A 15974-nucleotide genomic window follows, 5' to 3' on the forward strand; every position below is an offset into this window, starting at 1 on the left:
CTCAAATACAAAACCATCTTTCCATTAAGCCCAATGCCTAAATCCATTATTGCGTGTGTTGGTGGCAGTACTTTATTATAGTTGATTATGATTTTTTAATAATTCAATTATATTTTCAGTAAAAGGTAATCGTATTATTTTTTTCCACTTTGTTAATTTAGATTGATAGTTGGTTTTCCATATTACTAATTAAAATTTCTTTTCTTCCAACATAAAAATTGTCAAAATATTCTGTTTTATCCAATGTCTTAGTAAGCCTGTTTGCTGTAGTTAACTGAACATCCACAGATCTAATATTTGACCATTCTATAAAATGAGAGAAGAATAAACTACTCTTCTTTATTCCGTTTTCATCAATTATTACTACTTCAGAAAAATAATTTATTAAAGATATCGTCAAAATGGCTCCTGATGCATATAAAAAAATTAACAAATTTCTCAATACTCCACTGTCCCCCAATCCAATTTTAAAGACGCAGTAGAATATGAAAAATATAAAAATTAAAGCTTTTCCTAAATTAAGAATATTTTTAATTGTCAAATTTCTAATTACAATATTTTTGTTCATTCTTGTTTGAAAATTATATTTTGAATTTAAAGTTATTGTTCAGTGCAAGTTCGGAAGTATTGCCACCAATGTTTTGATGCTTTGAGATGGCTGGAAATAGATAACCGCTTAATTTGCGGCTTAACAAAAACTTGATGCAAGACGTTAATTCAACTTAATTCCAGCTATATCAAAACAGCTGTTAGTGGCTGCCCTTATTCTATAGCTAATATTCTTTCTGCTTTATTATTCCATAGTATTATATTTTCCTCCATACTTGAAGTAATAATTCTATCTCCTTGTTTATTCCAAGAAATACCCCATAAATAGTCTTTAGAGTAACCTTCTGAAATAAGGTTTCCTTTGATGTCCCAAATCCTCAGTGCGTCACTTGCTGTTGCTAAGCTGTTTCCTTTTGGATTCCAAACCAAATTCCTATATTCACCTTTACTTATATCTATAGACTTTAACAGTTTGCCATTTTCATCCCAATATTGAAGTAAAGATTTATCTTTCTCGTCCCCATAATCTCCTGTTACAAAAAAAGAACCCGAATTGTGCCATGCGACACTCAATATCATAATTTCTTCTTTTCTATGTTTTATTGAATTTAACAGGTTTCCATTAATGTCAAATAAACGTATTTTATCTGAAACGGTTATGAGAATGTCTTTTTTTGGATGCCAATCAATGGCAGTTATGGTCTTTGTATTTTCATTATTGAATTTTCTAATTAAATCACCTTTAATATTAAAAATAAGTATTTCCCCGTCATTGTCTGTAACTGCTAAATATTCACCTGTATAATTCCAATCAATTCCTCTTGCACCATCTAGTGATACAGCATTTAGCTCAATTTTTTCATTAGTTTCTATATTAATAATACTTGATCTGTCACCTGACATTTGTGTAGCTACAGCAATTATATTTTTTGTAGGATGCCATTTTATGCGTGTAATTGTATTTTTAATAGGAAGAGATTTGTATAGTCTTAGATTACTTGAATTATAAATTTTCAAAGTATCCACATTTCCTCCAATTGCAATGTATTTTCCATTGGGACTCCAATCTGTTGTCCAAAGTATTTCCTTTGTTACAGCATTTTGAGCAAATGTCTGATTGCAGAAAATAATAATCAAAAAATTTAGAAGAGTTACTATTTTAATTCGGATTTTCATTTTGTAGTTTTTTTTTATGGTTGCCACCAACGTTCCGGTACTACAGCGGGTTTGGGACTAAAGTAAGATTTGTTTTTCGGATTTGCCAAATCATACCAAATACAAAACCAACTTTCCATTAAGCCAATTGCCCAAATCCGTTGTAGCGTGTGTTGTGCGTTCGTTATTTTTCTTTAGTAAAAGGCCAAATATAAATTTCTTTTAAGTCAATTTTTTTTTCTAGTTTTTTATTCATCTGATAAAACTCTATATCTTTATAATAATTGCCATATAAAAATTCCATTTTTTTTGGATAAGAATTTAAATCCGTCAATATTTCGGAATTTTTCTCTTTCGTTGTACCTTCTAGATAAAATACTTCAATTTTTGTTCTATCAAAAAAATTTCTACAGAATGATTTTACTCGGTCTTTTTGCACTTTAGGATATCTAATTACCAAATTCACAAGATCTTCATCTCCTATGTCTAACAAAATAAAAGTGTCAAGGCGTAAATCAGAAAAATAAACTTTTGTATTTTCATTAAAACCAATTTTTCCGTCTGAATAATACGATTTATGTATTTCACAAATATCAATTTTGATATTTAGTTCTTTTCGTAATTTTTCAAAGTCATTATTCTCGAAAATTCTTTCATCATCTTCACTATAGAATTCGACAAAAGAGTTCATTTCAACAATCATATTTATTTCAGAAAATTCCATTTTTCTCTCATTTTCGTTATAATGACGCACAACTTGTATATATGCGAAATAAACTTCGTGTATACACCCAAATTAAGATGAATTAACAAAGGTTTATTTAGCTTTATCGCTTTTCAAATATATAACTTTTATTACATTATTGTAATTTAATGGAGATGATTTCCTTAATTTTTGTGCTAAAATGGGACAGTTTTCTTGATTCATCTTCCACTAGCGGTTGAGTGATTTTAGTTTTATTTATCTGTTTTGTTATTTGTTGTAAAATGTTGTTCATCATCCTTATTATCCTGATAAACAACTATTTTAATCTAGCTTGTCATTCCTTTTTTTTCTTCGTATTGAGTAGTATAGTGATAGTTCTAAAAAAAATATTCGTTGAATGAGTTTCGTAAAGGGAAGTCAAACATTTTCTTTTACCATTGCTTAATGTAAATATTTAAATGCAATTGTAATGAATTCTTATTCATTTTCGTTCTGTTTAAACAGCACTTTACTGGGATATTTTTCTGCATACGTAAGAATTAAATCGACACTATATTGGTTGCTTTTGTAAGGAGTGACATGATTTTTTATCTCAGAGAGATCCGTAAATCCTATATCCGAAGTGATATATCCCATCCCATAGAAGTGCCCTTTTTCAACCCAAATGCAACTGCGTTCTTCGGCAGATCTGCCTTTGTCTATGATGGCAAAGCTGGGTCTGTTTTTTACTAAAAAGTCAATAGCGTTTTCGACTTGTTCGTTGTGAAGTTCCACTTCGGGTAAATCGCTTCGGTCTGGTTGTGGAGTAAATTCTCCGTGGTCGTCCATGCCGTAATTGCAAAATCGGTTATCAATGCCAAATTGTTTGGCTAGACCTTGCAATACATTGATGCCTTTGTATAGACTATTAAAAGATTCTATACTCGCTTGAAATTTACCTAATTTGCCAATGGCTAAATACCTATAGCCGCTGCGGGCTTCATACTCATACAATCCATATTTAGAGTCAAAACGTTTGAGTGCTCTGTTGTAGGCGGGCCACAACTTCTTGATTTCATTACATTCGAGCAATAGTGCCATCAATTCTGTGGCACAAACTTCAAATGAAATGGCGTGAATGTCCCGCAAGAAATTTTGTCTTTGAGGTGTGATATTATGGCCACTGAAATGCGAGGCTACCCTTTTTTTTAAATTGATTGCCTTACCTATATAAATGACTTTTCTTGTCTGATCGTAAAAATAATAGACTCCTGCTTTATCGGGTAACTGCTCAAAGTCAGCAGGCGGTAAGTTGGGGGGTAAACGCTGATCTTGAGAAGTCTTTTTTATCATTTTTTCGATTACCCCTTCCACATCCCATTCCAGTAAACGGGAAAATAAAATTGCGGTAGCATCTGCATCACCACCAGCACGGTGCTGGTTGGTCAAAGGTATGTCTAACGAATTGCAAAGTCTGCCCAAACTGTACGAGGCCAGTCCCGACTTAATCTTTCTGGCTGCTCGAACGGTACATAATTTTGGCGCAGTCCATTTGAAACCGCTGGCTTCGAGTTGGTGGCGTACAAAGGAGTAATCAAAGTTTACATTATGGGCCACGAAAACGCGTCCGGAAAGCATTTCTAAAACCTTTTCAGAAATGTCATCAAAAATAGGTGCGTCCCGAACCATTTCATTGTTAATGCCGGTTAGTGAAAAAATGGCTAGTGGAATTTCTTTTTCTGGATTGACAAGCGTTTCCCAACGGTCGATGATACTAGTTCCGTTATGGATAATTATGGCAATTTCTGTAATGCGGCTGCCACTGGCATTCCCGCCTGTGGTTTCTATGTCTACTATTGCGTATTCCTGATTTTTCATGTGCTTTTTATAATTACTCTTCTTTGTGTTACTACAAAAGAAGCAAAAAGTATTCCCGAGTTTTTATTGTCTTTTTTGGGTATTGATGAATCTTCGATTTCAAGGCAGGCAAATCAAAAGCTTGAAAATATTTTAATATTTTTTGTTACTCCTTGACCATCTTTATTCTTGGTAAATTGATTTCGTGTTCTTGCGGATATGGAGCTCGTTCGGTGGTGCTAATATCACCTCGCAGTTGTTCTGTTGCCTTAAATTGAAGTGTTTTTGAATTGGCATATCTCGGATCAGGCTTAAAAGGCATTTTAGCCATTTTTGAAACAGTAATGGTTGGAAAATGATAATCTACTTCAACAGTACCCAAAAGCAAGTAGCATCCGCCTCCTTTGAACGAATAGTTGATCAGGCTTTTAGGAAAATGTGCTGTATCAAAATAATCGCCATTTGCATCGATCCAAGTGCCAAAAAACATCATTCCCATTTTTGTAGGGACTTGTTTTATAGATACTAAGTAAGCAATCAATTTTACTTCTTTCTTTAGGTAGTTAATGAGGTTATTGGCCAAAATACCACTCTTGAATTTTGTTTCTAATAAATCAAATGGTGAACACGAAACAGGAAAACTCAACAATTCAATTTCATCAAAAGCATCTTCTAAAATGGAACGTTCTATAATTGGAAATTTGTATTCCTTAGTGGGTTCTTCAATAAGCAATGGAGTATTTACCTCCAATTTATGATGTATCAAGAGCATTCGTGCCTCGATAATTAATTGACTTTTTGTTTTGCCAATACACCTAAAGGCTCCAATAAATATTAATGTTTGGATACTTTCTAATCCTGATGGGACTCTGGTGATGAAATTTTCAATCGATTTGAATGCTCCATTTTTTTCTCGTTCAGCAACAATATTGAAAATATACTCGCTGTTTAGATTCTTTAAAAGCATAAAACCCAAATACACATCTGTTCCATCAACGGTAGTTTGATAAACGCTTTTGTTGATACACGGATTGTGTATCGTTGCGCCACTCATTTTGGCTTCGTGAATATAAATTTCGAGTCTGTAGAAACCACCACCATTATTGATAGCTGCTACCATAAACTCAATACCGTAGTAGGTTTTTAAATATAAGCTTTGGTAACTTTCTACGGCATAACTTGCCGAATGCGCTTTACAAAAAGAATATCCTGCAAAGCTTTCTATTTGTCTGTACACCTCTTCACTCAGTTTTTCTGGATGCCCTTTGGCTTTGCAAGAAACAAAAAATTGATTTTTTACGGATTGTAATTCTGCTAACGAACGTCCTTTTCCGCTGATGGCTCTTCTAAGAATATCGCCATAGGCAGCAGTCAACCCACCATAATGCAACGCAATTTTAATTACATCTTCTTGATAAACCATAACACCATAGGTTTCGCCCAACTGCTCTTTGAAAACCTCATGAAAATATTCAAATTTATCTGGATTATTGTGCCTAAAAATATATTCTCGCATCATTCCACTTTGAGCCACTCCAGGTCGAATGATACTTGACGCAGCCACTAGTGTTTTGTAATTGTCGCATTTTAAACGTCGTAACAAACCTCGCATAGCAGGACTTTCTATATAAAAGCACCCTAAAGTTTTACCAATACTGAGCAACTCATTGCATTTGGCTTCGTTTTTAGACAATGAAGTATCCGTTATATCCACTTTAATTCCTCTGTTTTTTTCAATAATTTTAACGGCTTCATCAATGGTGCCCAAACCACGCTGACTCAGAATATCGAATTTTTCAAAGCCTATATCTTCAGCTACATGCATATCAAATTGCACAATTGGAAAGCCTTTTGGTGGCATTTCTAGTGCAGTAAAATTGGTAATTGGTTCTTCAGAAATGATGATGCCGCAGGAGTGCATGCTTCTTTGATTGGGATATTTCTCTAGCATCATTCCGTATTCTTCAACATATTTTACCACCGAATTACTTTCTCTTTGTCGTCCTTTGGCTTTAGATAATCCATCCAATTCGTCTTTAGACAGTCCAAAAACTTTACCCACTTCTCTAAAAATAGATCGGTATTTGAATTCTACATTTGTACCGCAAAATGCTACGTGATTTGGATCAAAACGCTTAAAAATATATTCTAAAATAAAATCACGTTCACGCCAAGACCAATCGATATCAAAATCTGGTGGCGATTTTCGGTTTTCGTTTAGGAATCGTTCAAAATATAAATCGAGTTCGATAGGACAGATGTCTGTAATACCAAGACAATAACTCACAATACTATTGGCACCACTACCCCGCCCTACATGCATAAAACCTTGACTTTTGCTGTATTGAATAATGTCCCAAGTGATTAGAAAATAACCACTAAAATTTAAGTCGTTGATTACTTTAAGTTCTTTTATTACACGGGCTTGCGCTTCTTTGTTCGAGTTTCCATAGCGTTTTAGTAAACCACTTTTGGCTAAGTTTTCTAATAATAAACGGTCGCCTTCTTTGCTTTTGGTATAGAATTTTTTGTTTCGAGGCGTTTTAAATTCAAATTCAAAATTGCATTCTTCAATAAGGAATTCGGTATTTTTTAAAATTTCTGGATACTCACTGTACTTTTTAAGCAACTCTTCGGGACTTGTCAGTATTTCAGAAGTCTTGCAAATGTCCTCTTCGGTTAATTTTGACAATAAGGTGTTGTTGTCTATGGCACGCAGAATTCTATGTAAGTTAAATTCCTTTTTGGATCTAAAAGTAACGGGTTGTAGGATTACCGCTTTTTGAATGATCGGCTTCCATTCGGTTTTGAATAATTTTATCACTTCTTCTGGTCGAATGGCAATGTATTCAAAATTTCGCAACTCGTTAGGCATATTAGCTGTTGGATAGATCACAAATACATTTTCAAATGCTGGCGCGACCTCTGGCAAATGGGTTTTGGATAAATTATGATGGGTTAGCAGACGACACATTTCGCCAATGCCTTTTTGGTTTTTGGCTAAGCCAATAAAAAGCAATCTGTTGTTCTGTCTGAACTCAACACCCACGATAGGTTTTATGCCAACTTCTTTGCATTGTTTTGTAAAATCATAAATGCCCGTTACCGTATTAATATCGGTCAATGCAACTGAGGTAAGGCCCGAAATTTTAGCTTGTTGAACAAGTTCGTTCAACGGAATTGTTCCGTAACGCAAACTATGATAGGAATGGCAATTGAGATACATTGTGATGGTAATTGAAAATTAACGATTTTTGATTTTATAGTTTTTTGCGTTAGGGATGGAAGCGGCATCCTTTTGTGCAGCGCTAGCGGAACAAAAGATATAGCGTACAGCCCGACCCGCCTTTTTCAGCGGGAAACGCCCAACTAACCCTGAACGTGCAACCTGACGAAGTAAATTGTTTTTACTTTGCTTTTTGTTTTATAATGGTGCCTGAACATCGTGAAACCGCATCAAAACCAAACCTATTTTTAATTTTGTCAATGGCTTGGTAGAGCGATAGCAATTCTGTTGTGTCTTCAAACATATTGATTTGATAGGTACCACGAACCAATCCTGTGAACCGTATCCCCACCAACCGCAAGCGCATTCTTCTGGTGTACACTTTCTCAAAAAGGTCTATTGCTGTTTTAGTTAAAATATGATCGAAAGAAGTGTACGGGATTTTAATTTGTTTGGTCTCTGTATCAAAATTATTGTACCGTATTTTAAGTACTACTGTTGATGCTAAAAATCCTTCTGAACGCAATTGATAGGATAGTTTTTCGACCATTCCTGTGATTAGAGATTTAATATTGTAAACGTCAATGGTATCGGTTTCAAAAGTATGTTCGGTTGAAATGGATTTTCTTTCGGTGTACGGTTCTACCGGATTGTTGTCTATTCCGTTTGCTTTTTTCCAGATTTCCACTCCATTTTTACCAATCATTTGCTGTAATACTTCGACAGGCATTTCGGATAGTGTTTGAATGTTTCTAATGCCAATTCTGGATAGTAATTGAAAAGTAACGTCGCCCAACATTGGAATTTTTTGAATAGGCAATGGATTTAAAAAAGGTTTTACATTAGCACCAATAATTTCTATTTTGCCTAAAGGTTTCGCTTCACCGGTTCCAATTTTAGAAACTGTTTTGTTTACCGAAAGGGCAAAACTTATTGGCAAACCACTTTCTTTTAGAATTTTGCTAGATAGTTCTGTGGTCCACTTGTAGCAACCAAAAAACTTATCCATACCGGTTAGGTCTAAATAAAACTCATCGATGCTTGCTTTTTCAACTATTGGTGCTACTTCTTTTAAAATAGAGGTTACTTCGTGTGATTTATTAGAATAGTATTCCATATCTCCTTTGATAACCGAAGCTTGTGGACAAAGGCGTAAAGCATATTTAATAGGCATTGCAGAACGGACTCCAAATTTTCTAGCCTCGTAGGAGCACGAAGCCACAACACCACGATCAGAACTACCACCAACAATTAGTGGCAATCCTATTAATTGTGGATTTACTAATCTTTCGCAGGAAACAAAGAAGGTATCTAAGTCCATATGTACGATTGCTCTATTCATCATCATTTCTATTTTTATACATTACAAAATTAGTCTAGATACTAACAAATTTTATTATATTTGTTGTTACAAATTATAACAAAATAGCTATGTCTTTATTTTCTGATAATATTAGGAACCTTAGGGTACAACATAAAATTTCGCAAGAAAAGCTGGCTGAATCCTTAGGGATCACTAGGGGCCGATACGTGAAGTATGAAGATGGAACCTCTGAAGCTCCGTATGAAATATTGAAGAAAATCGCGTATTATTATCACATCAGTATTGACCTGTTGCTCTCTGTAGATGTGCGTAAAATACCAATAGACGATTTGTTGCAATTGGAAAATAACCGATTGGTGTTGCCCATTACGGTAGATAACAAGGGTGAAAACTTTATAGAAGTTGTCACGCAAAAAGTAAAAGCAGGGTATTTGAATGGATATGCTGATCCAGAATATATTGAAAGTCTGCAGCAAATATCTTTGCCATTTTTGGGAACTGGGAAGCACAGGGGTTTTCCTGTAGAAGGCGATTCGATGCCACCTCATGCAGATGGTTCTATCATCGTTGGGCGTTATGTAGAAAATTTAGGAGATGTTAATGATGGTAAAACCTATATACTGATCACCAAAAATGAAGGTATGGTTTACAAACGATTGAATAAAAACAAAAAGAATGCACTTGTTGTTTCATCAGACAACAGCTTTTATCCTCCTTATGAAGTCAAGATTTCTTCTATCCTGGAGATATGGGAATACGTGTGTAATATTGGACTCAGAGATGACAAACAGGAATTAACGGAATCTGCCAGTATAAAGGACCTGTTTTTAGAGTTGAAAAGGGATATTCATGATTTAAAAAATAAGCAGAAGTTGTGATTAAAAGCTATTCTAATTAAATGAGATAAAGGAGTTCATACCTATGTAGGTAGCGGATATATTTTTTAATCAGTAATTAATTCTGACGTGTATAGCGATTTTTCTACCGCATTATTTTGGGATATTTTTTGGATGTCTGCTTGAATGTCAATGTCATTTTTAAAAATTACTTTCAATACTTCAAGAATTTCTTCCGAAGTACAATCGTTTGAATATCCTTTAAACTGGATTACCTTTTCTTTTGTTTGATGCATTTTGAAACCAGCCAAAGGCAGCCGAGACAAACCATTAGAAATATCGATATTGTTTATTTTTACGTCTGATTTTGTATAAAAAACTACTGGATTTCTGGCTTCTAAGTCAATTAGATACGGGAACCCATTTTCTATTTTTAATCGGCAAAAATCGCCAGTCCTATAGCGTACTAATGGTAAAAAAGGGTTATTTCCTCCTGTAATCACTAATTCACCTCTTTCACCATAAGGAAGTTTTACTTCTTCATGTTCCGCAAAAATTTCTAAATATAAATCAGGTCGGATTGCTTTATGTCCCATATCTGTAGCGTATGCTATATTTCTGCATTCCGTCATCGAATACAGATCAATCACAGGGCATTTAAAATAATTTTCTAACTTAATTTTTGTGCCTTTTGTCAACTTCATTGCGGAAGATACTAGCGCCTTTGGACTCAATTGAGGCTTTAAATCCAACAATGCCATAAATGCTATTGGATCCCCAGTAAGAATTTGTGGATTGTATTTTTCCAGATATTTTTTAGCATCATCAGGCTGGTTCCACTCTGAAGGATTGAGGTTTATTTTTAAGATACCAGCTCCCTCTAAATACGTTGATAAAGAGGCATACGTCAATGTTTTTTCTTGGGCACAGATCAAGGCGATAGCTGTTGTATTTTTGCTCTCGCCTATAGAAACATTAAAATCTTTTAGCACGGATTCTATTTGGGGTAACCAACTGGCTTGAGTAACGGCATCAAATAGAACATCCAACTTCGGGCCCGTAGAACCTGAAGTATAGTAAACTAATAATTCATCTAAGTTCGCTTCATTCGACACAAATAAATGAGGATACTTTCTAATATCTTCTCTAGAAATGGTTGGGGAAGCATTTAAGTCCCCATCTCTATTTTGGTAAAACGGTACTGTTGTATGGCACCATTTTAAATAGTCATTTAGCCAAACTGGAGTTTGTCCTTCATTCCAAAATATCTTTTCATCACAGTATTTCTTTTTGTAAGACTTAACTTTTGAAAGTTGCACTGCATCTAAACGATCTCCACTTTTAAAATTAAATTTTGGGGCATACGCATCTTGTTTAAGTGTATTTAAAAAACTTAAATCCTCAAGCAGCGGAAAACGTTCCGCGTCTGTTAATGCTATTTGCGGATCACTACTCTCGTCCATAGGTATTTGCTGCTTCTCTAGCTTTTTTTTCAGCCATCTCTTTTTTGATTTTCATAATTCTTTCATGTGCCTCGTAGGATTGTTTTAAAACTTTCTGCCGATCTGCACTGCTCAAAGAGGATAATTTATCTGCAGCTTCATCCTGATTTTCGCCTTCTGGAGTAATTTCACAACAATGTAATAATAAGCGAACCATTTCCTCTGCACGTTCCTCATCACTAATCCATTCCTTAAATTTCACATATAACGAAGCTTCACTTAATTCTTCAAACCAAAAATCATATAATTTATCTTCTATTAAAGCACTATTTTTAAAATTAGGATGACTCAGTAACCAAATCGAAATATGAATTGCGCGCCAATGGTTATCCTCTATGTACGCTAAATCAAAATTACTCGGTATTTTAAATTCTATTTTAAAAAAATCGTTACAAACCAATCTATACGTATCACTAATTAAAGCTACCGAATTTAAACCCTCATTTTCAAGACTTGAAGAAGGTTTTAAAAAGATATCTGGACATTTCCTTAAATGAGTTACCAACTCAAAAACATCGTATTTAGACATAGGCATAATTTTGTTGTGAAAATTCAAATGCAAACTTTAAAAGTTCCGTTTCATTTGTAACATAGTATACTTTCCATCCCATTTTTTCTAATCGAATTACAAAATTTTCGTTGTAATCTGGATGAGAATGTAAGACCATAGTGCCATGACCGCCTGCATTTTTTAATGCTAATTCAGCCAATTCCCAATGTGTTTGTTTGGTTTGCGTATCCGATTCTAACATACTAAATATATCATTGTCCGTCACGATCACAATATGTGACTTTTTAGTAGGTTCTACCTCAAATGGCTTGCGCAATCGTTCAATTCCGTAGGCATAGCCCGTACCTAAATAAGAGGTTAAGGTTGTTAGTAGATCTGTTTCGTCTGTAATAAAACCATCTGTTTCCAAATAGTGGCCGGGCTCACCAGAAAGACATCCCATAACGGATGCTCCAGCACGCAAAGCAGATAATCCAATTATGGTGGCTGCCAAAATAGGCCATGAAAAATTTTGCTTTGGATTCATCATCGATCCCGAACAATCGATCCCAATGTAAACATTTAAAGGACTTTCTGCAATGGCATTGTCAGAATCTGAGCCATAGGTTCTCTTTTGAGTAGTTAATCCTGGAATAAGTGCGGGCGATAAAATGGCAGATTGCAACCAATCTACTTCTTCAATGGCGTCGCCAATGTCCCAAGTTTCCAATCCCTCGGGTAAATCCAGGGACACATTTTCAGAAATTTCCACAGGAAAATCTATTAAATGAGGCAAAGCAATTTCTTTATAATAGGCGTTGATTAAACGCTGTTCATCCGCTTTTGGGTTGACCTGTTTCATCAGATCAATATAATTTCCCGGACCCATATATCCGTTCCTTGGTCCTTGACCACCCAATTCATTTTTTTCTGAACCTAAACTGTCACTTTTAATACCTTCGCCTTCTTGTAGCCCCAAAGCTTCTTTTCGCATATCGATTACCTCATCATAGCCTTCTAGATCCAGTTCGGTCATACCAGAAATATCCATAGCACCCGCGCCTGCATTTTCAGCATCCAACAGTATTAAAATCTTTTTTCGAGCCTCTTGAAAGGTTTTGTCATCCATCAAATAAGGGTATACCATCACGGCAAAGCGACCACCACCGTGAATCCAATTCTTTGCATAACTTCTGACCAGAGAGGCTAATAATGAAGCGTCTGCATCTATTTTTTTACTGTGAAACGATAAATTAGTTGCTAATTCGCCCCGATTCAAACGCCATAAATATTCATAGGTACGCATGATCAGTGTCCAAAACTCAGAAAAATTATCCTCTGAATTAATCGCTTGATACACTTTTGACATTCTTAATTTATTGATGCGTTGTAATTTATCATTGATTAAAAAATCCGCATATAAATTAGATATCATCGGGGCTCTATCCTCAATACCTGGCAATGCAAAACGAATCCTATTCAGTAAAATAGCATTATCGTATAAATTTGCAGGAGTAAAAATATGATGACCTATTTCGTGTGCCAATACTTCAATAGCATAATCTGTAATACCGCGTTCTACAACTTCTTCTATATTAATCACAATGCGATGATCTGTTAATCGAATCATTGCAAAACTGCCTGTAAGCCCCTCTCTTTTGGCCTCTTGATGGGATAAACACCAAATCGGTTCTTGCAAACGCAACAAAGGATTCCACTCCAACTTTGCTTGTTGCCAATGTGATTTCCACAAGGCTACTGTTTGTTCTATTTCGGTTAGATTAAGCATTTCCAAGACTGTATACGTATAAAAAATAAGAATTTTGCAACGTAAAAAACAGAGTGTCTTTTGTTGCTACGACAGATGAAATAGTACTTGTATCCATTTCTGCATTGACTTTTTCAATCCATTTTTCAGAGGTATCCAATTGCTTGGCCTTTGATACAATATAGGCTGCATCAACAGCATTGGCAGGAAGTAAGACCTTGCCAAATTGATCTGCAAAAAGGGCAAAACTACTTTTTGAATCGGAAACAAATATATGCTCTCCTATTTGTGCCAACCTTGGTGGATGTTCAAAATAACCCGTGGTACCCACAAAACCACCCTGCACTCCTTCAAACTTGGTATTGCTATTCGACCATGGATTTTCAAATAAATCATAGGCGGTTATATCTGAACCTAAGTTTTGTAAAATGGTATGTTGAAGGTTTTCAGAAAGGGCCGCATAATCTGCTTTTAAACGAGTTCTTATATGTGCCAAACCACATTTCCACGCATATATACGTCCTACAATTTTAAAATCTTCTATGGTTTTAATTACTACAGCATTGGATTCAATAAGTTTGCACCAATAGCTTGTTTTTTCTGGAGCATATCTATGCAGATTTAAAAGTACATCATTCAACAATAAAATGGTTTTTATTGGAAATTTAACTACTAAGTTCGGCATTTTTGCCATTAGTAACCAAGCCGCTTTATATTCATCTTCATAACGGATTGCCAAACCACTTCCAATTAATTTCAATGTTTCCAGATACAGCGCTTTTACTATTTCATGTACTTTTTCTGAGGCCGAATTTAGAGCAACAGTTGCTTCTACAATAGGTTCCACAACTTCAACGATCCAATTGGCTAACGTTTGAGAAGGGATAGTCCCGTATTTCATTTCGCTCTCCTTGTACCATTGATTGTATAACGCACTTTTATCACTTAATTCTGCAATAAGTTGAGGAAGACTTATTTTTTCCATTGCAGCCATCTTTTGTAATTGGTATACCGTTGGTGTAGGTACTTTAATTTTAAAATATCATCTGCTCTGTAGCCGTACAACTTTTTCTCCTCAGACCATTTCTGTAATTGCTTCTCAATATTTAATAGTCGGTTATCAATTTCTTTAGATGATATGTTTTCGAGTCCTTTTTTAAATTCCGCTTCAAAAGTATCTACAGGATCATTACGATCTAAATCTTGACTCACATACTCATCGCACGATAAATCAAATAAGTTTCTCAACCATACAATTCGATCCACTCTGTATACCTCATTCCCCACTTGGTCAAAAAATGGTGATTCAAGATGTGGCGTTAAAGTATCGTGTAAAACAAAGGGCAGCACCTGCCTGATGTCTTCTAATTCTACTTTTTTATTCCCTCTAAAATAGGCCAATGCTTTAGAAAACATCAATAAAGTCATGATTTTTCTAACCGACAAACCGTTTTTCGCCTGTGATCCTAAATCTTTAATTGGATCTTTTCCAGTTTCTTTTCTAAAAAGAGAACGCATATCCATGCCGGATAATTTTGCGGTGTCTTTGGTCATGTATTCCAATCGATTGGATGCAGGCTCAAAAAATTCAAACTGGCGACAAAAAAACTCGATTCGTTTGCGTAATTGAGGCTCTATTTTTACACCTCTAATCTGTTTGTTAATGGTGTTCAGCTCCTCTTCGGTAAAAATAATTTCTTCAGGAATTATAGCTTCTGGTTTAAAATTGAGTTCAATACGTTGTAATAAATCGTCAATGAACCGCGTATTAAAATGCATCGCTCTAATCACGATATCAATCCTGTCTTTTAAGGCTTCAATAACTTGGTACGTTCCTCCACCTGCGTCATCATTGGCGGTGAGATACCAAGCACCATCTGGACATTCATAAATCTGATCGAAGATCTCAGCATAATTATCTGCCAATACGGTTAATAAGGCTGATTGCGTTCTAGTTGGAATTCGATTGTATTCATCAATAATTTTTACCCTCATGCCCAACCATTTTCGCCATGCAATTCTAATGTCGGACGTTTTTTCGGCCTTCACCATATCCGAAGGTAATGGATGTCCTAATAGATCTGAAATTGTCATTTGAGGTTGCCCATGTTGTATGGCACGCAATACATCTTTATTATCGTAACCGGCTAACAATCCCATCAACACCGAAGTAGCTGTTTTTCCACGTCCAGGACCGCCCACTATGAGACATTTTCCTCTTGCCGCTAAGTTCAGTAAAGGCATTAATACAAAACTAGAGTAGCTTTGGTCAGTCGGTAAATAAACTGGAACTTTACTGTCTCCAAATAAAAACTTTTTAGGATCACCCTCATTGAATTCGATATCATAATACGGACTGATGATGGCGGTGTTCGTAATCCAAAAATACGCTTGACGTAATTTTTCATCTAGTGCTATTGAATTATCAGACTCATTTTGCGGAGTATCACTTGAATACAAATCTTCTATCTGGAATTTGTGTATATCCTTGTCCTCTTGCGGATTCGTTGGTGATTCTGGGACTTTCTTAAAAAATCCCATCGTTCTATTTAATAAATCAGACATAGTTCTATTTTGTTCTA

At 35.2% G+C, this 15974-nt stretch carries 12 protein-coding genes; 1 reads left to right on the forward strand and 11 read right to left on the reverse strand.

Annotated elements, in window-relative coordinates:
* Positions 1-157: 157 nt before the first annotated feature.
* The 6 genes from IQ05_RS00465 to dinB all read right to left on the reverse strand — a co-directional run bounded on the left by IQ05_RS00465 (position 158) and on the right by dinB (position 8814).
* Positions 158-568 (reverse strand): YdbT family protein, encoded by a 411-nt coding sequence (locus IQ05_RS00465; protein WP_144888964.1) that lies wholly within the window; start codon positions 566-568, stop codon positions 158-160.
* A gap of 194 nt (positions 569-762) precedes the next feature.
* Positions 763-1725, reverse strand: coding sequence for a WD40 repeat domain-containing protein (locus tag IQ05_RS00470; RefSeq protein ID WP_144888965.1), 963 nt, complete (start codon positions 1723-1725; stop codon positions 763-765).
* A 163-nt stretch (positions 1726-1888) separates the two neighbouring features.
* Entirely contained in the window at positions 1889-2428 is a 540-nt protein-coding gene (locus IQ05_RS00475; RefSeq protein ID WP_144888966.1) for a hypothetical protein, read from the reverse strand.
* 459 nt (positions 2429-2887) lie between these two features.
* Positions 2888-4267 carry an exonuclease domain-containing protein gene (locus tag IQ05_RS00480; RefSeq protein WP_144888967.1) on the reverse strand — a complete coding sequence of 460 codons (1380 nt, stop codon included), beginning with the start codon at positions 4265-4267 and terminating at the stop codon, positions 2888-2890.
* Between the two features lie 145 nt (positions 4268-4412).
* A complete protein-coding gene (locus IQ05_RS00485) occupies positions 4413-7472 on the reverse strand; it encodes a DNA polymerase III subunit alpha (RefSeq protein ID WP_144888968.1) in 3060 nt (1019 codons plus the stop codon).
* A 181-nt stretch (positions 7473-7653) separates the two neighbouring features.
* Entirely contained in the window at positions 7654-8814 is a 1161-nt protein-coding gene (dinB, locus tag IQ05_RS00490) for a DNA polymerase IV (RefSeq protein WP_144889183.1), read from the reverse strand.
* Positions 8815-8903: 89 nt separating this feature from the next.
* Here dinB and IQ05_RS00495 point away from each other — a divergent pair, with 89 nt between their 5' ends.
* Positions 8904-9674, forward strand: coding sequence for an XRE family transcriptional regulator (locus tag IQ05_RS00495; protein WP_144888969.1), 771 nt, complete (start codon positions 8904-8906; stop codon positions 9672-9674).
* A gap of 65 nt (positions 9675-9739) precedes the next feature.
* On the opposite strand, the gene IQ05_RS00500 is transcribed toward IQ05_RS00495, so the two are convergent.
* From IQ05_RS00500 to IQ05_RS00520, 5 genes are read right to left on the reverse strand one after another with little or no spacing between them, the layout of a single operon-like run.
* Positions 9740-11095, reverse strand: coding sequence for an AMP-binding protein (locus IQ05_RS00500; RefSeq protein WP_144888970.1), 1356 nt, complete (start codon positions 11093-11095; stop codon positions 9740-9742).
* Positions 11082-11663 carry a hypothetical protein gene (locus tag IQ05_RS00505; RefSeq protein WP_144888971.1) on the reverse strand — a complete coding sequence of 194 codons (582 nt, stop codon included), beginning with the start codon at positions 11661-11663 and terminating at the stop codon, positions 11082-11084. The genes IQ05_RS00500 and IQ05_RS00505 overlap by 14 nt, the downstream gene beginning before the upstream one ends.
* Positions 11656-13413: a DUF58 domain-containing protein gene (locus IQ05_RS00510; protein WP_144888972.1), complete on the reverse strand. Its 1758-nt coding sequence runs from the start codon at positions 13411-13413 to the stop codon at positions 11656-11658. The genes IQ05_RS00505 and IQ05_RS00510 overlap by 8 nt, the downstream gene beginning before the upstream one ends.
* A complete protein-coding gene (locus IQ05_RS00515; RefSeq protein WP_144888973.1) occupies positions 13406-14377 on the reverse strand; it encodes a hypothetical protein in 972 nt (323 codons plus the stop codon). Before IQ05_RS00515 ends, IQ05_RS00510 begins: the two co-directional genes overlap by 8 nt.
* On the reverse strand, positions 14365-15957 hold the full coding sequence (locus IQ05_RS00520) for a MoxR family ATPase (RefSeq protein ID WP_208653338.1): 1593 nt from the start codon (positions 15955-15957) through the stop codon (positions 14365-14367). The genes IQ05_RS00515 and IQ05_RS00520 overlap by 13 nt, the downstream gene beginning before the upstream one ends.
* Positions 15958-15974: the final 17 nt, after the last annotated feature.

The organism is Flavobacterium tiangeerense (assembly GCF_007830355.1).
In the GTDB taxonomy this organism is placed as follows: Bacteria; Bacteroidota; Bacteroidia; order Flavobacteriales; family Flavobacteriaceae; genus Flavobacterium; species Flavobacterium tiangeerense.